Annotated in this window: 21 protein-coding genes; 5 read left to right on the forward strand and 16 right to left on the reverse strand. The window is 69.7% G+C overall.

The window, feature by feature from the left end; genetic code table 11:
- Window positions 1-568: methyl-accepting chemotaxis protein (locus QMX85_RS10840; RefSeq protein WP_282340743.1), on the forward strand; the 568-nt coding region annotated here is incomplete at its 5' end.
- A gap of 57 nt (window positions 569-625) precedes the next feature.
- On the opposite strand, the gene QMX85_RS10845 is transcribed toward QMX85_RS10840, so the two are convergent.
- The 8 genes from QMX85_RS10845 to QMX85_RS10880 all read right to left on the reverse strand — a co-directional run bounded on the left by QMX85_RS10845 (window position 626) and on the right by QMX85_RS10880 (window position 6363).
- Window positions 626-1072 (reverse strand): DMT family transporter, encoded by a 447-nt coding sequence (locus QMX85_RS10845; protein ID WP_090225352.1) that lies wholly within the window; start codon window positions 1070-1072, stop codon window positions 626-628.
- A 74-nt stretch (window positions 1073-1146) separates the two neighbouring features.
- Window positions 1147-1695, reverse strand: a complete 549-nt coding sequence (locus tag QMX85_RS10850) for a GrpB family protein (protein WP_282340747.1) — start codon at window positions 1693-1695, stop codon at window positions 1147-1149.
- Window positions 1696-1752: 57 nt separating this feature from the next.
- Window positions 1753-2313, reverse strand: coding sequence for a DUF4136 domain-containing protein (locus tag QMX85_RS10855; protein WP_282340852.1), 561 nt, complete (start codon window positions 2311-2313; stop codon window positions 1753-1755).
- 53 nt (window positions 2314-2366) lie between these two features.
- Window positions 2367-2999, reverse strand: coding sequence for a DUF4136 domain-containing protein (locus QMX85_RS10860; protein WP_282340749.1), 633 nt, complete (start codon window positions 2997-2999; stop codon window positions 2367-2369).
- A 31-nt stretch (window positions 3000-3030) separates the two neighbouring features.
- Window positions 3031-3780 carry a methyltransferase domain-containing protein gene (locus tag QMX85_RS10865; RefSeq protein ID WP_282340751.1) on the reverse strand — a complete coding sequence of 250 codons (750 nt, stop codon included), beginning with the start codon at window positions 3778-3780 and terminating at the stop codon, window positions 3031-3033.
- The gene (locus QMX85_RS10870; protein ID WP_273230339.1) at window positions 3777-4079 is read right to left on the reverse strand and encodes a nucleotide pyrophosphohydrolase; all 303 of its coding nucleotides are present in this window, start codon (window positions 4077-4079) and stop codon (window positions 3777-3779) included. The genes QMX85_RS10865 and QMX85_RS10870 overlap by 4 nt, the downstream gene beginning before the upstream one ends.
- A gap of 66 nt (window positions 4080-4145) precedes the next feature.
- Entirely contained in the window at window positions 4146-5000 is an 855-nt protein-coding gene (locus QMX85_RS10875) for a MaoC/PaaZ C-terminal domain-containing protein (RefSeq protein WP_282340756.1), read from the reverse strand.
- A gap of 10 nt (window positions 5001-5010) precedes the next feature.
- A complete protein-coding gene (locus QMX85_RS10880; RefSeq protein ID WP_282340758.1) occupies window positions 5011-6363 on the reverse strand; it encodes a 3-oxoacyl-ACP reductase in 1353 nt (450 codons plus the stop codon).
- A gap of 89 nt (window positions 6364-6452) precedes the next feature.
- Between QMX85_RS10880 and QMX85_RS10885 the strand changes: the two genes are divergently transcribed.
- A complete protein-coding gene (locus QMX85_RS10885; protein ID WP_282340760.1) occupies window positions 6453-7730 on the forward strand; it encodes an acetyl-CoA C-acetyltransferase in 1278 nt (425 codons plus the stop codon).
- A gap of 366 nt (window positions 7731-8096) precedes the next feature.
- Here the strand turns inward: QMX85_RS10885 and QMX85_RS10890 are convergent, their stop codons facing one another.
- From QMX85_RS10890 to ada, 3 genes are all read right to left on the reverse strand, one after another.
- A complete protein-coding gene (locus QMX85_RS10890) occupies window positions 8097-8804 on the reverse strand; it encodes a haloacid dehalogenase type II (RefSeq protein ID WP_282340762.1) in 708 nt (235 codons plus the stop codon).
- A gap of 73 nt (window positions 8805-8877) precedes the next feature.
- Window positions 8878-9120: a hypothetical protein gene (locus tag QMX85_RS10895; protein ID WP_282340764.1), complete on the reverse strand. Its 243-nt coding sequence runs from the start codon at window positions 9118-9120 to the stop codon at window positions 8878-8880.
- A 45-nt stretch (window positions 9121-9165) separates the two neighbouring features.
- Window positions 9166-10212: a bifunctional DNA-binding transcriptional regulator/O6-methylguanine-DNA methyltransferase Ada gene (gene ada / locus QMX85_RS10900; protein WP_282340765.1), complete on the reverse strand. Its 1047-nt coding sequence runs from the start codon at window positions 10210-10212 to the stop codon at window positions 9166-9168.
- 319 nt (window positions 10213-10531) lie between these two features.
- On the opposite strand from ada, the gene QMX85_RS10905 reads away from it, so the two are divergent.
- Window positions 10532-11419 carry a PA4780 family RIO1-like protein kinase gene (locus tag QMX85_RS10905; RefSeq protein ID WP_282340766.1) on the forward strand — a complete coding sequence of 296 codons (888 nt, stop codon included), beginning with the start codon at window positions 10532-10534 and terminating at the stop codon, window positions 11417-11419.
- Between the two features lie 66 nt (window positions 11420-11485).
- Here QMX85_RS10905 and cueR read toward each other — a convergent pair whose 3' ends face one another.
- The 4 genes from cueR to QMX85_RS10925 form a co-directional block, all read right to left on the reverse strand.
- Window positions 11486-11887, reverse strand: a complete 402-nt coding sequence (gene cueR, locus QMX85_RS10910) for a Cu(I)-responsive transcriptional regulator (protein ID WP_090225370.1) — start codon at window positions 11885-11887, stop codon at window positions 11486-11488.
- Window positions 11888-11977: 90 nt separating this feature from the next.
- Window positions 11978-14368: a heavy metal translocating P-type ATPase gene (locus tag QMX85_RS10915; RefSeq protein WP_282340767.1), complete on the reverse strand. Its 2391-nt coding sequence runs from the start codon at window positions 14366-14368 to the stop codon at window positions 11978-11980.
- A gap of 75 nt (window positions 14369-14443) precedes the next feature.
- Entirely contained in the window at window positions 14444-14968 is a 525-nt protein-coding gene (locus QMX85_RS10920; RefSeq protein WP_282340769.1) for a cytochrome b, read from the reverse strand.
- Between the two features lie 103 nt (window positions 14969-15071).
- Window positions 15072-15446, reverse strand: coding sequence for a hypothetical protein (locus QMX85_RS10925; protein WP_282340770.1), 375 nt, complete (start codon window positions 15444-15446; stop codon window positions 15072-15074).
- Between the two features lie 89 nt (window positions 15447-15535).
- On the opposite strand from QMX85_RS10925, the gene QMX85_RS10930 reads away from it, so the two are divergent.
- Both QMX85_RS10930 and QMX85_RS10935 read left to right on the forward strand, forming a co-directional pair.
- The gene (locus QMX85_RS10930; protein WP_282340771.1) at window positions 15536-15733 is read left to right on the forward strand and encodes a cation transporter; all 198 of its coding nucleotides are present in this window, start codon (window positions 15536-15538) and stop codon (window positions 15731-15733) included.
- 171 nt (window positions 15734-15904) lie between these two features.
- Window positions 15905-17098, forward strand: coding sequence for a multidrug effflux MFS transporter (locus tag QMX85_RS10935; RefSeq protein ID WP_282340772.1), 1194 nt, complete (start codon window positions 15905-15907; stop codon window positions 17096-17098).
- Window positions 17099-17158: 60 nt separating this feature from the next.
- On the opposite strand, the gene QMX85_RS10940 is transcribed toward QMX85_RS10935, so the two are convergent.
- Complete coding sequence (locus QMX85_RS10940) at window positions 17159-17332, reverse strand: hypothetical protein (RefSeq protein WP_282340774.1); 174 nt, start codon at window positions 17330-17332, stop codon at window positions 17159-17161.
- Between the last annotated feature and the right edge of the window lie 85 nt (window positions 17333-17417).

A 17417-nucleotide genomic window follows, 5' to 3' on the forward strand; every position in this document is an offset into this window, starting at 1 on the left:
GATCGGTAGCGCCGCCAGCGCCGTGCAGGCGCTGGCGACCCAGATCGGTTCCATCGACCAGGTGTTGGCGGTGATCCGCGGGATTTCCGAGCAGACCAATCTGCTGGCGCTGAACGCGGCGATCGAGGCTGCGCGGGCTGGCGAGATGGGCCGCGGTTTCGCCGTGGTCGCCGATGAGGTGCGCACGCTGGCCAGCCGCACCCAGGCCTCCACCGACGAAATCCAGCAGATGATCGGGCGCCTCAAGCAGGGCGCCGACACCGCGGTCGGCTCGATGCACGCCGGCCAGGCCGCGACCGGCACGGGCGTGGAATCCAGTCAGCGCACCGGTCAATCGCTCAGTGCCATCAGCGACCAGGTCGAACGGATCAGCGACATGAACCATCAGGTGGCCGCGGCGACCGAGGAGCAGTCGTCCGTGACCGAGGAGATCAACCGCAACGTGCAGGGCATCGCCGATCTGGCCCAGGCCACCGCCAGCGAGGTGTCCAGTTGCCGCGACGATTGCCAGGTGCTGCGCGGCCTGGCCGACGACCTGAGCATGCAGGTGGGACGTTTCCGCCTCTGACCGACCCTTGCGGGTTCACCCAGGAGACCTCCGGCCCGAGGTGCCCGGGCTGGTCGATCAGCCGCGGCGGATCAGCCACACGCCGCCGAGAATCAGCACCAGCCCGGCGATCTTGCCGAGGCTGATCGGCGCTTCGCGAAAGCCGGCCCAGCCGAAATGGTCGAGCACCACCGCCATGCTCAGCTGGCCGGCGAGCACCAGCACCATGAACAGCAGCGCGCCGACCCGTGGACCGGCGAACGCCGCGGTGACGATGAAGAAGGCGCCGAGGAAGCCGCCGCACCACTGCCACCAGCTCAGGCCCTTGAGCATGTTCAGGCTGGGCAGTTCGCGCTGGGCCAGGGTGATGCAGAACAGCAGCGCGGTGCCGACCGCGAAGGAAATCAAGGCTGCCGCGGCGACGCTGGATACCTGCCTGGCCAGCAGGCCGTTGATGCCGGCTTGCAGGGTCAGGACCGAACCGGCGACGAAGGGCAGGGCGAGCAGCCACCAGGCGAAAGGCATAAGGACTCCGGTCGGGAAGAGGGCCGGGGATTATGCCCCAGCCTTGCGACATCGCGTTCGGATGAAGCGCCCGTTCAGCGCGGCGGATGCGCGGCGGACGCCTCGGCATCGGCGAGGGCGAGGAGGGTGGCGAAGAATGCCTGCTTGCCGCGCTCGTAGGCCTGCGCATCGGCGATCGGGCTGTCCACCAGCTTGCGTTTCAGCGCGTTGAAGGTCGCCACGTCCTCGGGGTGCTGGCGCAGCCAGTCGCGCACCCGCAGGGCCTGGCTGGCCTGCTGCGAGTCGAGAATCCGCAGGCGCTGCCCACGCCTGACCAGCTCGTCGCCCCGCTGGCGGTAGCCGAGCCCGAGCAGCAGCTCGACCAGGTCGGCGCCGTCCAGGGTGTGCGGAGGCACCAGGAGGATGTCGATCGACGGTCGCCCGCCCAGAGCGGGCACCGCGCTGCTGCCGACGTGCTCGAAGCGCACGCCGAGGATGCCCTCGCGTTGCAGCGTGCCGTCGATCTCCGCCAGCGCTTCGGCATAGCGCTGCGGGCCATCAGCCTGCGGCTCGACGAATTCCACGGCCTCGGCATCGGCGGGAAGGCGGCCATCGAGCGTGACGGGGCGCGGGTTATCGGCCATGGCGTTTCTCCTGTCAGAGCCTGTTCTTGGGCCTAGGGGCGAACGGAGCGGGCCGGCTCAGCGCGGTGGATACTGGCTGAGCACCTTGGCCACGGTGTCGTTGATCGCCTGGGCGCGTTCGTTCGGGCTGGGCGGATTCTGCCGCATGATCTGCTCGGCGCTGCCGCGCCAGACCAGCTTGCCGTCCTTGCCGTCGAGCAGGTCGATCTGGATGGTGCCGACCTTGTAGTCGATGGTCCGCGTCTGGTTGATCGCCGGGCCGCCCCAGTAGTTGCCCCAGTAACCGCCCCAATAGCCGCCATAGTTGGTGCTGACCTCCTCCCGGCGCTCGTCGACGATCAGCCAGGCCTGCACCTTGAGGTCCGCCGCAGAGCCAGCCGCCGCCGGGCGCAGGCCGCGCTGGTCGAGCTGGGTGCCGATCGCTTCGCGGATGCGCTGTTCGGTGAGGTCGCTCTTGATCCGCGGATCGTCGGGTCGGTACTGCACCACCGGCGCCTGCCAGGCCCAGCTGCGGTAGGCGGCGAAATCGCGCGTGGCGTCGTAGTCGCGGTCGATCTGGACCGACTGGCAGGCGCCGAGCAGGAGCAGGGCGGGTATCCACAGCAGGGCTTTGAACATCATCGATTCTCCGGAAAAACCTGATCGTTCGAGGATACGCCCCGCGCGCCGGGTCAGGACGGCGGGTATTTTTCCAGCGCGCGGTTGACCGCATCGCGCAGCGCCTCACGGTTCGTCGACGGGCTGTCGCCACCGGCGCGCGCCTCGGCGCTGCCGCTCCATACCGGCTGGCGGCTGGCGCCGTCGAGCAGCTCGATGCGCACCACCAGGACCTGTTCCTCATAGGTGCGCACGATCGGCGCGCTGGCGTAACCGCCATAGTAGTCGCGCCCATAGGGACCACGCCCGTAGGCGCCGCCGTAGCCATAGTCATCGTAGACCCGGCGCACTCGGCGCTCCACGCGCAGGTCGGCGCTGACCTGCAGGTCGGCCGGGTTGCCGGCCCGGGCCGGGCGCAGGCCGCGGCGGTCGAGGCCGGCGGCCACGGCCTCGGCCATCTGCTCGGGCGTCGCCCAGCTGGCGCCCGCCGGCATCCGGCCCTGCGCCCAGCTCCAGTTGCGGTACCGGCCGTAGTCGCGCGGGGCGGCCGGATAGGCGCTGGCGTCGTAGGCATTCGCCGTGGCCTGTGGCGGGGCCGGTGGCAGCGGGTTGGAACTGGCCGTGTAGGGGTTGTCCTTCGCGCAGCCGGCGAGCAGCAGCGCCAAGGGCAGGCCGAGGGTGGCGGAAAACGCGAAGCGACGCTTCATGGTCAATCTCCTGCGGCGTATGAACGCCCTCTCAGCGTGGCTGGCAGAGCCAGTGCAGATAACGGCCCAGCCCGGCGAACGCCGGATGCCGGCGGTGCGCCAGCTCCATCTCGATCAGGTCGGCGGGGTCGGCCTTGGCCTGGAATTCCGCCGGCATGTAGTCGTGGAACACGCGCACGCCACTGGTGCTTTCGACCCGCCAATCGGCGTGCAGTTGCGCGGCCAGCTCGCGCGGGTCGAGCGGCCGCTGCGGTGTCAGGCTCTGGCCCTCGCCGGCGAAGCTGGATTTGCGCAGCTTGCGGAAATGCCCCTTGAGCAGGTTGCGGTAGACCAGCGCGTCCTTGTTGTAGAACGCCAGCGACAGCCAGCCATCGTCGGCGGTGAGCCGGCGCAGCGCCGGCAGGATCGCCGCCGGTTCGGCCAGCCATTCGAGCACCGCGTGGCAGACCACCAGGTCGTAGGGCGCCTCCAGCCGTTCGGGCAGTTCCTGCCAGGGCGCCTGGATGAAGGTGGCGCCAAGGCCGGCCTCGGCGAAGCGCTGGCGGGCGCCGTCGAGCATCGGCTGGGCCGGCTCGGCGAGAGTCACCTGATGGCCGCGTTCAGCCAGCCAGAGCGCCATGTGGCCGAGCCCGGCGCCGATGTCGAGCACCCGCAACGGGCGTTGCGGCAGGGTTTCGGCAAGGTCGGCCTGCAGCACGGCAAGGCGGATCGCGCCCTTGGCGCCGCCGTAGATCTTCTCGGCGAAGCGCGTCGCCAGGGCGTCGAAGTGGCGGTCGCTCATGTGAAGCGCCGCTCGTTGTCGGCGAGCTTGGCGCGCACCGCCTGGTCCATGTCGATGCCCAGTTCGGCGCACATCAGCAGCAGGTAGAGGACCACGTCGGCGACTTCCTGGCCGGCATGTTCGAGCTGCTCGGGCGGCAGCTGGCGCGACTGGTCTTCGTCGAGCCACTGGAAGATTTCCACCAGCTCGGCCATCTCCACGCTGGCGGCCATGGCGAGGTTCTTCGGGCTGTGGAATTTCCGCCAGTCGTTGGCATCGCGGATCGCGTGCATGCGGGCGGTGAGCTGTTCGAGGTTCATGCGGGGCTCCTTGGAGTCGCATAGCTTCGAGGGTTGCGCCCGCCCGCGCAAGGTTCGGCGTGTGCTCTAGGCCAGCGCTGACCACTCGCCGTCCATGTGCGGCAGGTCGGCCGCGCCGCGCAGCGCCAGTTGGCCGCTCGCCCCCGGCGTGCTGGCCAGCAGGGTCAGCTCGCCGGGCAGCAGCAGCGGTTTCTTGAAGCGCACCTGCACCTCGTAGCCGGCGTCCGGCAGGCGATCGCCCAGCGCCGCCAGGCTGCGCGCCTCGAGCCACAGGCCGTGGGCGATGGCGCGGGGGAAGCCGAACAGGCGCGCGCTGAGGGCGCTGAGGTGGATCGGGTTGTAGTCGCCGGCGACCCGCGCATAGGCGCGGCCGATATCCGCCGGCGCCCTCCAGTGGTCGACTTCGGCGAGCGCCAGCGCCTCGCGGGGCGCGGCCTCGCGCGGTTCGCCCGGAACCTTCGCGGCGCGACTGAGAAAACGGCTTTCGCCTTCCCAGAGCGGCCCGAGCTGGTCGTCGACGCTGATCAGCAGGCTGAACAGCGCGCCTTTCGCGTGCGGCTGCAGGTCGGCCACGCGCACGCCGACGCGGAACGGGCCCAGCCCGCCGAGCGGACGCAACACGCGGATACGGTTTTCCAGGTGCACCAGGCCGAGTAGCGGGAAGGGGAAATCGTCGGCCGTCAGCAGGCGCATCTGGAGGGCGAATGCCATCACGTGCGGGTAGGTCGGCGGCAGCCGGCCGTCGTCGGCGAAAGCGCAGACGCGCCGGTAGGCGGCGAGGTGGCGCGCTTCCACGCTGACCGGGCAGCGCAGGCCGCCTTCGGGCAGCGTGCGGCCGCTGACCTTGCGCTTCAAGGCGGCGCGCAGGAACAGCTCGGGCAGCGCGGGTGGGGCGTGCAACTCGGTCCAGGGTTGGCTCATGTCGACCCCCTCAGGCGCCCAGCAGGCTTTGTCCGCACACGCGCAGCACCTGCCCGGTAACGCCACCGGATGCGGGCTGGGCGAACCAGGCGACGGTTTCGGCGACGTCCTGCGGCTGGCCGCCCTGGCCGAGCGAGTTCATCCGCCGCCCGGCCTCGCGGATGGTCAGCGGCATGGCCGCGGTCATCTGCGTCTCGATGAACCCCGGCGCCACCGCGTTGATGGTGATGCCGCGCTTGGCCAGCTCCAGCTCCCAGGCCTGCAGCAGGCCGATCAGCCCGGCCTTGCTGGTGGCGTAGTTGGTCTGGCCGAAGTTGCCGGCGATGCCGCTGGTGGACGACACCAGCAGCACGCGGCCTTCGTCGCGCAGCGTGCCGTTCTCCAGCAGCGCCTGGGTCAGCCGCTGCGGCGCCTTGAGGTTGACCGCGATGACCGAGTTCCACAGCTCGTCGGTCATCTTCGCCAGGGTCTTGTCGCGGGTGATGCCGGCGTTGTGCACGACGATGTCGACGCCGTCCGGCAGCGCCTCGACCAGCCGCTGCGGCGCCTCCTCGCCGCCGATGTCCAGGCCCAGCGCCTTGCCGCCCAGGCGCGCGGCCAGGGCGTCGAGCTCCTTCTGCGCTTTGGGCACATCCAGCAGCACCACTTCCGCGCCGTCGCGGGCGAGGGTTTCGGCGATGGCCGCGCCGATGCCGCGGGAGGCGCCGGTCACCAGCGCGCGCTTGCCGGCCAGCGGCCGTGTCCAGTCCTGCACCTTCTGCTCGCTGGCCGCGAGGCGGATCACCTGGCCGGAGACGTAGGCGCTCTTCGGCGAGAGGAAGAAGCGCAGCGCGCCCTCCAGCTGGTCTTCGGCGCCTTCGCCGACGTACAGCAACTGCACCGTGCCGCCGTGGCGGATTTCCTTGCCCAGCGAGCGGGTGAAGCCTTCAAGGGCGCGCTGCGCGCTGGCGGCGAAGGGATCGATGAGGGTTTCCGGCGGCCGTCCGAGGACCACCACGTGGGGGTTGCCGGCGAGGCTCTTCATCGCGGGTTGGAAGAAGTCGCGCAGGGCCACGAGTTGGTCGCAGTCGACGATCGCGCTGGCATCGAACACCAGGGCCTTGAGCCGCGGGCCGTGCTCGGCGGTCCAGCTCGGCAGGCCGGCGACCGCGTTCGGCGTGTACACCGCGTCGGTCAGCCTCGCCAGGCTCGGCAGCAGGCCGGCGGCCAGCGCGCCATCGCCGCCGAGCAGCAGCGCGCCGTCCACCGGGCGCCCGCGCCCGGAACTCCAGCGTTCCAGCGGCACCGGCGAGGGCAGGCCGAGGGAGGCCACCAGCTTCTGCCCGAGAGCGGAATTGGCGAAGGTGAAATAACGGTCGCTCATGGAACGGACTCCTGCATTGAATCTCCAAAGTGGACCACGTCGCGCCGCCACTCGTTCGCGGCGGCGCGGCCTCAACCAGGAGCCTCGCCATGACTTCGTTGCGCCGGGTCGCCATCGTCGGCGGCAACCGCATTCCCTTCGCCCGATCCAACACCGCTTACGCCACCGCGAGCAATCAGGACATGCTAACCGCCGCGCTGGAGGGCCTGATCGAGCGCTACAACCTGCACGGCCTGCGCCTCGGCGAAGTCGCCGCCGGCGCAGTACTCAAGCATTCGCGCGACTTCAACCTGACCCGCGAATGCGTGCTCGGCTCGCGCCTGGCGCCGGAAACACCGGCCTACGACATCCAGCAGGCCTGTGGCACCGGGTTGGAAGCGGTGATCCTGGTGGCCAACAAGATCGCCCTCGGGCAGATCGACAGCGGCATCGCCGGCGGCGTCGATACCACCTCGGACGCGCCCATCGGGGTCAACGAAGGGCTGCGCAAGATCCTCCTGCAGGCCAACCGCGGCAAATCCACGGCCGACAAGCTCATGCCGTTCATGCAGCTTCGCCCCGGCCATCTCAAGCCGGCGCTGCCGCGCAACGGCGAGCCGCGCACCGGGTTGTCGATGGGCGAGCACTGCGAGCTGATGGCGCAGGAGTGGGCGATTCCCCGCGCCGAGCAGGACCAACTGGCCTACGACAGCCATCACAAGCTCGCCGCCGCCTACGCCGAGGGCTGGCAGGACGACCTGCTGACGCCCTACCTGGGCCTGAACCGCGACCAGAACCTGCGCGCCGACATCAGCCTGGAGAAGATGGCGACGCTGAAACCGGTGTTCGCGAAGGGCCCGCGCGGCACCCTCACGGCGGCCAATTCGACGCCGCTCACCGACGGCGCCTCGCTGGTGCTGCTGGCCAGCGAGGACTGGGCCAGGGCGCGCGGCCTGCCGATCCTCGCCTACTTCAGGGACGGCGAGGCGGCGGCCGTGGATTTCGTCAAGGCCAGGGAAGGGCTGCTGATGGCGCCGGTCTACGCCGTGCCGCGGCTGCTGGCGCGCAATGGGCTGACGCTGCAGGACTTCGACTACTACGAGATTCACGAAGCCTTCGCCGCGCAGGTGCTCTGCACGCTGAAGGCCTGGGAAGACGCCGGCTACTGCCGCGACCGGCTTGGCCTGGAGGCGCCGCTGGGCGCCATCGACCGCGCGCGGCTGAACGTCAAGGGCAGCTCGCTGGCCGCCGGGCACCCGTTCGCCGCCACTGGCGGACGCATCGTCGCCAACCTGGCGAAGCTGCTCGCCGCGGCGCAAAGCGGGCGCGGGCTGATCTCCATCTGCGCCGCCGGCGGGCAGGGCGTTACGGCGATTCTGGAGCGTTGAAGCGGATGGCGCTCGGCGAGAGTTCGCCTGGTGGGTTACGGCGCGCGTGACGATATTGTGTGGCCGAGGAATCGGGTGGGGCGCCTAACCCACCCTACGGGCCGGTGCGATTTCCGTAGGGTGGGTTAGCGGCGAGCACGCGATCGACAGATACGCCGCCAAACGCTCGCGCCGCCTAACCCACCGGATGGCGCTCGGCGAGAGCTCGCCTGGTGGGTTACGGCGCGCGCGGCGATGTCGTTCGGCCGATGAATCGGGTGGGGCGCCTAACCCAGCATACGGACCGGTGCGATTTCCGTAGGCTGGGCTTCAGCCACGTTCGTTCACCGAAGCGCCGCGTAACCCCCGGGCGGCGCCCGGCGTTTCCTACGCGGAATCGCCGCTGCGCAGGCGGATCGCCAGGTCGAGGATGTCCTTGGCGACGTAGTCCCAGTCGCCTTCGGCGTGCAGGTCCTGGGTCTGCCGCGGGCCGTACTCGTGGGGGCGTGGGATGAAGGCGGTCTTCAAGCCCAGCGCCTGGGCCGCGCTCAGGTCCGAGTTGTGCGCGGCGCAGAGCATGACCTCTTCGGGCGCCAGGCCGAGCAGCTCGCAGGCGCCGAGGTAGACCTCGCGGTCGGGCTTGTAGTGGCGAAACAGGTCGGCGCAGAACAGCACGTTCCACGGCAGCCCGGCATGCCGCGCGACGTCCAGCATCAGGCTGAGGTTGCCGTTGGTGAGGCTGCCGACGGTGTAGTGCCGGCGCAGCGCCGTTAGCCCCGCGACGCTGTCTGGCCAGGGCTCCAGCCGATGCCAGAAGCGGTTGATGCGCTGCCGCTGCGCCTCGTCGAAGTCCAGCCCGTGCTCTTCCAGCAATCGATCCAGGCTCTGCCGGTGCAGGCCGTCGAGCACCGTCCAGGGAAGCTCGCCGCGGCGCACTCGGTCCATCGAAGGCGCGTAGTGCCCGCGCCACTCATCGGCGAGGGTCTCGCCGGGAATCGCCTGGCCGGTTTCCCGCGCCAGCTCGGCGAACTGCGCGATCAGGCTGGAACGCCAGTCGACCACGGTGCCGAACACGTCGAAGACGATGGCTTTCATTGGCAATCTCCTCATTAGGTGGCGGGCGCCCTGCGCGCCCTGGGTTCGTAGGGGTGCGCGCGGCGCACTGGAACTACGCCTGTTTCGGCGTGACCCGGATGTCGCTGATGCCCAGCTCGGCGATGCGGCTGTATTCGCTGTCGCAGACCGGATCTTCCCAGGGCGCATCGGTGGTCACCTGGGGTTCGGCCTGGTGTTTCTGCATCAGCCGCAGGCGTACCTGGTCCAGGCTCGGCTCCTCGAATTCCTGCATGTCCAGGGACGCGTCCTGGCCGTTGATGCGGTAGCTGACGTGATAATGCTTGAGTGCGTGCATGGCGAGAATCCTGTGCGGGTTTGTCTTCCGACCACGCCGACGCGCTCAGTTTCCCTTGCGCTCGCGGGCATCGGCTTCGGCGGCGAGCAGCAGGGCCTTGCGCGGCACGCCCCAGCGGTAGCCGCCGAGCGCGCCGCTGGCGCCGACCACGCGGTGGCAGGGCACCAGCAAACCGAGCGGATTGCTGGCGCAGGCGCGGGCAATGGCGCGCGGGTGGCTGCCGAGCTGTTCGGCGAGTTCGCCGTAGCGGCGCGTCTGCCCCGAGGGAATCGCCTGCAGGGCCTGCCAGACGCGCTGCTGGAAGGCGCTACCGCGCAGGTCCAGCGGCAGATGCGCGGCGCGTGCCGGCTCGTCCAGCTGGCGCAGCGTCGCCGCCAGCCAGTCGCCGAGGCCCTTTGGGTCTTCTTCCAGTTCGGCGGCGGCGAAGCGCTGGCGCAGGTCGGCGAGCAGCGTTTCGCGGTCGTCGCCGAACAGCAGCGCGCAAACGCCCCGTGCGCTGGCGGCGAGCAACAGCAGGCCCAGCGGGCAGGCGGCGAAGGCATAGCGCAGGCGTTCGCCGGCGGCGCGCTGGCGGCGTTGCGCCGGGCTCAGCGCGGCGGGCGTTTCGTACAGCGCGCGGGTGCCCGAGTAGCCGGCCTGCAGCGCCGCCTCGAGCACCGAGTCCGCCTCCGGCAGGGCGGCTTCCAGACGCTGCCGGCGCTGCGCGGCGGCCCAGGCGCGCGGCGTCAGCCCGGTGCGCGCCTTGAACGCCCGCGCCAGATGCGAGGGCGACAGGCCGATGCGCGCGGCCAGTTGCTCCAGCGTCGGCGTGGCTTCGCTGCTTTCCAGCAGGCGGCAGGCGGCGGCCACCAGGGCGTCCAGCTGCTGCGCCGGGCTCTGGCCATTGGGCACGCAGCGCTGGCAGGCGCGAAAGCCGGCGGCTTCGGCGGCGGCCGCATCGGCGTGGAAGCTGACGTTGGTGCGCAGCGGCCGGCGCGCCGGGCAGCTCGGCCGGCAGTAGATGCCGGTGGAGCGCACGGCAAAGACGAAGCGCCCGTCGAAGGCGGCATCGCGTTCGCAGACGGCTTGCCAGTAGCGCGCGGAGTCGGGCATGGACGGATCGCTCGGTTGAAGGAGTTCGATTGTCACCGCCCGCGCCGGCGCAGCCAATCCGCAACGCGCTTTCAAACGGCGTCGTGGGAGCGCAGGGCGATGAGGGTGGTCGAAGGCTGACGAAGGGGCTGACGCGGACCTCGCAGGCTTCTTCCGCCAATTCCCCGAGGGCGTTGCCAATGCACGCCGGAAGGTCGCATGCCGGGCGGGCTTCTGTGACAATCGGTCCTCAGGGGAGGCGAAATGCCGTCGCGCCGATGCTAGGCTGCGGAAAATTTTACAGAGTCCTCGCTGACCCTTACGAGTCCCAAGGAGACCGATGAAAACGCCCAAACGACTGGAATCGTTGCTAGAGGACGGCCTCATCGACGAAGTGCTGCGACCCTTGCTCAGCGGCAAGGAAGCAGCGGTTTACGTGGTGCGCTGCGGCACCGAACTGCGTTGCGCGAAGGTCTACAAGGAGGCCAACAAGCGCAGCTTCCGCCAGGCCTCCGAGTATCAGGAAGGGCGCAAGGTCCGTAACAGCCGCGATGCCCGCGCCATGGCCAAGAGCACCAAGCACGGTCGCAAGGAGGCCGAGGAGGCCTGGCAGAACGCCGAGGTCAGCGCGCTGTTCCGCCTCGCCGCTGCGGGCGTGCGGGTGCCCAAGCCTTACGATTTCCTCGACGGCGTGCTGCTGATGGAGATGATCGACGACGGTTACGGCGATGCCGCGCCGCGTCTCAACGACGTCGACCTGGAGCCGGAAGACGCCCGCGAATTCCACGCCTTCATGATCGGCGAAATCGTCAAGATGCTCTGCGCCGGGCTGGTACACGGCGACCTCTCGGAATTCAACGTGCTGCTCGACGCCCACGGCCCGGTGATCATCGACCTGCCGCAGGCGGTGGACGCCGCCGGCAACAACCACGCCTTCAGCATGCTCGAGCGCGACGTCGGCAACATGGCCGCCTATTTCGGCCGCTTCGCCCCGGAGCTCAGGTACACCAAGTACGCCAAGGAGATGTGGGCGCTGTTCGAGGAGGGCAAGCTGACGCCGGAGACCCGGTTGACCGGCCAGTTCGTCGAGGCCGAGGACGAAGCCGACGTCGACGCGGTGATGCGCGAGATCAAGGCCGCACTGGCCGACGAGGCGCGCCGGCAGGCCGCGCTGAAGGATGACGACGACAAGGAGCAGGAACCGCCGCCACCGCCGTGGATGAGCTGAGCGGCGGCGCTTCGGCGCCGGAATCAAAAAAGCGAAGCCTCGGCTTCGCTTTTTTGTGCGCGGTGTTCAGGCGCAACAGCCGCCGGATTCAAGGTCCCTGAGGATCGGGCAGTCCGGGCGATGGTCGCCCTGGCAGTGGTCGACCAGCTCCTGCAGGGTGTCGCGCAGGCCGGCGAGCTCGGCGATCTTGCGGTTGAGTTCGTCGATGTGGCCGCAGGCGAGCGCCTTGACGTCGCTGCTGGCGCGCTGGCGGTCCTGCCAGAGGGTCAGCAGTTTGCCGACTTCCGCCAGGGAAAAACCCAGGTCGCGCGAGCGCTTGATGAACGCCAGGCGGTGCAGGTCCTCGGTCGAATAGTGCCGGTAACCGCTGTCGCTACGCGCGGCGGCGGGCAGCAGGCCGATACTTTCGTAATAGCGCAGCATCTTCGCCGAGAGCCCGCTGTGGCGGGCGGCCTGGCCGATGTTCATGGGCTTCTCCTGTTCTGCGGGAGGTTCGTTGTCGTTGCCTGGGGTGCGCGATGCGCACCGCCTGGGTTGTCCCGGTGCGCAAGGCGCACCCTAGGACGCATCGGGTTTCCAGTAGCGCAGCAGCAGCGCGTTGCTCACCACGCTGACGCTGGACAGCGCCATCGCGGCGCCGGCGACCACCGGGTTGAGCAGGCCGAAGGCCGCCAGCGGGATGCCGATCAGGTTGTAGACGAAGGCCCAGAACAGGTTCTGGCGGATCTTCGCGTAGGTGCGCCGGCTGATCTCCAGCGCCGCCGGCACCAGGCGCGGGTCGCCGCGCATCAGGGTGATGCCGGCCGCGTGCATGGCCACGTCGGTGCCGCCGCCCATGGCGATGCCGACATCCGCGGCGGCCAGGGCCGGGGCGTCGTTGATGCCGTCGCCGACCATCGCCACGCACGCGCCGCCCTGGCGCAGCGCGGCGACCACCGCGGACTTGTCCGCCGGCAGCACTTCGGCGTGCACGTCGGCGATCTGCAGCGCCTCGGCGACCACCCGCGCGCTGCCGCGGTTGTCGCCGGTGATCAGGTGACTGCGGATGCCGCGCGCGTTCAGCGCGGCGATGGCCTGCGCGGCGCCGTCCTTGAGGCTGTCGCCGAAGGCGAACAGGCCCAGCACCCGCGCGTGCGGTGCGCGTTCGATCAGCCAGGACAGCGTGCGGCCCTCGGCCTCCCAGGCCTGCGCACGTTCGGCGAGCGCGCCGGGTTGCAGGCCGCTTTCCTCCAGCAGCCGGCGATTGCCGAGGGCCAGCTCGCGGCCGTCGAGGCGTCCGGCGATGCCGCGACCGGCGAGGGTCTGGCTGGCCTGCACGTCCGCCAGCACCAGGCCACGCTCGCCGGCGACGGCGAGCATGGCCCTGGCCAGCGGGTGTTCGCTGCCACGCTGCAGGGCGCCGGCCTGCAGCAGCAGGGCGGCCTCGTCGCCGTCGCAGGCGTGCAGATGGACGATGCGCGGCGCGCCGGAGGTCAGCGTGCCGGTCTTGTCGAAGGCCACGTCGGTGATCGCGTGGGCCAGCTCCAGCGCTTCGGCATCCTTGATCAGGATGCCGTGGCGCGCGGCGACGCCGGTGCCGGCCATGATCGCGGTCGGCGTGGCCAGGCCGAGGGCGCAGGGGCAGGCGATGACCAGCACGGCGACGGCGTTGATCAGCGCGGTTTCGATGCCGGCCCCAGCGAGCAGCCAGCCGGCCAGGGTGACTACGGCGATCACCAGCACCGCCGGGACGAACACCTGGCTGACCCTGTCCACCAGCTTCTGGATCGGGGCCTTGGCTGCCTGGGCGTCCTCTACCAGGCGGATGATCCGCGCCAGCACGCTTTCCCCACCGAGCGCGGTGGTGCGTATCAGCAGGCGGCCCTCGCCGTTGATCGCGCCGCCGGTGACCCGGTCGCCCGGGCGTTTCGGCACCGGCAGGCTCTCGCCGCTGATCAGCGCCTCGTCGGCGTGGCTTTCACCTTCCAGCACCTCGCCGTCCACCGGGAAGCGTTCGCCGGGCAGCACGCGCAGGACATCGTCCAGGCGCAGCTCGGCGATGCCCACCTCCTCTTCACGACCCTCCACCAGGCGCACCGCACGTTCCGGGCGCAGCGCTTCGAGGGCGCGGATCGCCGCGCTGGTCTGGCGTTTGGCGCGGCTTTCCAGGTACTTGCCGAGCAGCACCAGGGCGATGACCACCGCCGAAGCCTCGAAATACAGGTGCGGCGTGTGGCCGGGATGCGCCGTCCACCATTGGTAGAGGCTCAGCCCGTAGCCGGCGCTGGTGCCGAGGGCGACCAGCAGGTCCATGTTGCCGGCGCCGGCGCGCACCGCCTTGAAGGCGGCGACGTAGAAACGCGCGCCGAGAATGAACTGCACCGGCGTGGCGAGAAGGAACTGCAGCCAGGCCGGCAGCATCAGGTGCAGGCCGAACGGCTGGGCGAGCATCGGCAGCACCAGGGGCGCGGCGAGCACCAGGGCGAGGATCAGCGCCCGGCGCTCGCGGCGCAGCTGGCGCGCGGCGGCATCCACGGTCGGCGCGCCTTCCTCGATGGGCCGGGCGTGGTAGCCGGCGGCTTCGACGGCCTTGATCAGCGCGGCCGGCTCGACACTGCCGAGCAGTTCGAGATGCGCGCGTTCGGTGGCCAGGTTGACGCTGGCGCTGCGCACGCCGGGCTGTTTGAGCAGCGCGCGCTCGACGCGGCCGACGCAGGAGGCGCAGGTCATGCCGTCGATAGCCAGCTCCAGGCGCTGGCTAGGAACCTCATAGCCGGCTTTTTGCACCGCGCCGATCAGGTCGTCGAGGGCGACGCCGTCGGCTTCGACATGCGCGCGCTCCAGCGCCAGATTAACGCTGGCCACGCTGACGCCGGGCACCTTGCCCAGCGCGCGTTCGACGCGACCGGCGCAGGACACGCAGGTCATGCCGGCGATGGGCAGGTCGTAGCGAAGGGGCGGGCTGGGCATGGGAGACTCCTGAATGACCGATGACCCCATGCTCAACCTTGCCCCCCGGGCAAGGTCAAGCGGAAGCGCGAAGACTCAGCCGCGCGCCGCCGGCAGCATCGCGGCGAGCACGCCGTCGCGTTTGCCGTAGTGGTGCACCAGCGCCATCAGTGCGTGGCCGAGGATCATCGCGAAGAGCAGCCACTGCGCGGTGACGTGGAACCACTTGGCCGCCGCGCGGGTGGTGTCGGACAGCGGCAGCGGCTCGAGGGGGATCAGCCAGAACAGCTCCAGCTGGCGTTTGCCGAACAGCAGGCCGGAGAGCGGCATCAGCACCAGCAGCAGGTACAGCAGCGCGTGTCCGGCCTTGGCCGCGCGCTGTTGCCACACGGCATCGGGCGGGAGTATCTGCGGCGCGCCGTGGCGCGTGCGAACCAGCAGGCGCAGCACGGTCAGCGCCAGCACGGCGAGACCGAGGGATTTGTGCAAAACGAATACGCCGCCGGTGCCGCCGAGGAAGTCGCCGAAGAAATCGCGACCGTAGGGCAGGGCGATGATCAGCCCCATCAACACGGCGGTGAGCCAGTGCAGGGCGATCTGGGAGTTCGAGTAACGGGCCATTCTGTGTTCCCTCATCATTAGCAGGCTAAATATACCCTGCTGTTTTGAAGGGGGATACGCAAGCGCCGGTCACGAGGCTTTTGTACCGAATGTTGCCGCGCAGTCAGCGGTTGCCGGCCTGCAGGTAGTAGCCGCCAACGCCCAGCGCGAGGTCGTAGTGACGAATCTCCCCGGCCCGCAGGTCGATGCGCTGGGGACTCGGACGGAGCATCCCCGGTTTGCACGGGCCCGGCCCGCTGATCGAGTCGACACGAATCGATAGCGCGCCCGGCGGCAGGTTGAACGCCGCCTCCTGTCCCGGCATCAGCCGCGCCGCCAGTTCGTCCTGCAGGTAGACGCCGATGTCGCACAGGCTGGCGAGTTCGAGGCGATCGCGCGAGACGATCAGCACCGCGTAGCCATCGGGTTGCTGGGCGCTGACGGTCGGCGGCAACCCGGCCAGGCAGGCGAGCGTGAGGGCGATCAATGAACGGCGCATCGGCGTTACTCCTGAGACAGGGACAGCCTTGACCTTGCCATGAGGTGAAGGTCCAGACTGCAATCACTTTCCTTAGAGGAGTTGATTCCATGCAGATATTCAAGGTTCAAGGCATGACCTGCGGCCATTGCGTACGTGCGGTGACCGGAGCGTTGCAGGGCGTCGATCCGCAGGCGCAGGTCGAGGTCGATCTGGCGGCCAAGGAAGTCCGGGTGGAAAGCGAGGCCGAGGCGCAGGCGCTGATCGAGGCGATCCGCGAGGAGGGCTATCAGGTCGACGCCGCCTGAACAGGCGCGGTGTGACAGCGACGGCAGCCGCGGACCGGGAGTCGCCGCGCCTGCGCAACGAGGTGTAATTCGCCGGTGGTCTGGGTACCCTTGTCGGTCAGGGCGCGTCAGACGCCGGCCTGCCGCGTCCGCGCGCGGCGGGCATCCCGTATCCCCTGGAGATGCCTACGCATGCCGTTACGCCTGCTGTTGATCCTCGGCTCCCTGAGTGCCTTCGGGCCGATGGCCATCGATTTCTACCTGCCCAGTTTCCCCGCCATGGCGGTCGCCTTCGGCACCGACGTGGAGCATGTGCAACTGTCCCTGGCGGCCTATTTCGCCGGTCTGGCCATCGGCCAGCTGGGCTACGGGCCGATGGCCGATCGCTTCGGCCGGCGTGGGCCGCTGTTGTTCGGCGTCGGCCTGTTCACCCTCGCGTCCATTGCCTGCGCCCTGGCGCCGAGCCTGGAGTGGCTGATCGCCGCGCGTTTCGTCCAGGCGCTTGGTGGTTGCGCCGGGATGGTGATTTCCCGCGCCGTGGTGCGTGATATGTGCGACCCGGTGAACGGCGCCAAGGTGTTCTCGCAACTGATGCTGGTGATGGGCCTGGCGCCGATCCTGGCGCCCTTCGCGGGCGGTTTCCTGCTGAACAGCTTCGGCTGGGCCTCGATCTTCGTCTGCCTGACCCTGTTCGGCGCCCTGGCCGGGGCCGGTGTGGCGCTGTGGTTGCCGGAAACCCTCTCCGCGGATCATCCCCGTCCGCCCCTGAGCGGCACCCTGCGGCGCTACCTCGGCCTGTTGCGCGACCCCGAGTTTCTCGCCTTCGGCCTCTCGGGCGGCGTGGCGATGGCCGGGATGTTCGCCTACATCGCCGGGTCGCCGTTCGTCTTCATCGAGCTTTACGACGTGCCGGCCGAGCATTACGGCTGGTTGTTCGGCAGCAATGCGGCGGGCTTCATCCTCGCCGCGCAGATCAACGCGCGGCTGCTGCGCCTGCGTGGGCCGAGTTTCTGGCTGCGCCGGCTGGTGTGGTTGTACTTCTTCGCCGGCGCGGCGCTGTTGCTGCTGGCGCTGTTCCGCCCGGCCCAGTTGTGGGTACTGATGGTGCCGCTGTTCATCGGCATGGCCAGCCTGGGTTGCATCATCCCCAACGCGTCCGCCTGCGCCATGGCCAAGCAGGGCCAGCACGCCGGCAGCGCATCGGCGCTGATGGGCAGCCTGCAGTTCGCCGTGGCCGCTGGCGCCTCTTGGCTGATCGGCGCGCTGCACGATGGCAGCGCGGTTCCGATGGCGTCGGTCATCGCGCTCTGCGGGCTGATCGCGGCGGTGCTGGCCTGGTTCAGCGGGCAGTTGGAGACCACCCTCGCGCACCCGTCGAACGAATAGTCCGGACACGAAAACGCCGCAGCCGTCCGGAGGGCGACTGCGGCGTTCGGGGATGCGCCCTCAGGCGGAGCGCAGCAGCCTGTGCGGCAGCGGGTGCGGGGCGTTCAGGCGCGTTTGCAGGGTGCTGACGAACTGGCGGGCTTCCGCTTCGTTGCGAAACTGCACGGCGAAGCCGTCGAGTTGCACCTGCCAGCGCCTCGAGGGGGTTCCGGTGTCGCGGACCGAGATCTTCATGCCATAACCTCCCGAAAAGGTGGAATCTGCAGGTTAGGCGCGAATCCCCGGCAGCCGCTGACCTGAGTCAAGCAGCCGACGAAAC

It is taken from the genome of Pseudomonas sp. PS02288 (assembly GCF_029959715.1).
Lineage (GTDB): Bacteria > Pseudomonadota > Gammaproteobacteria > Pseudomonadales > Pseudomonadaceae > Pseudomonas_O > Pseudomonas_O kuykendallii.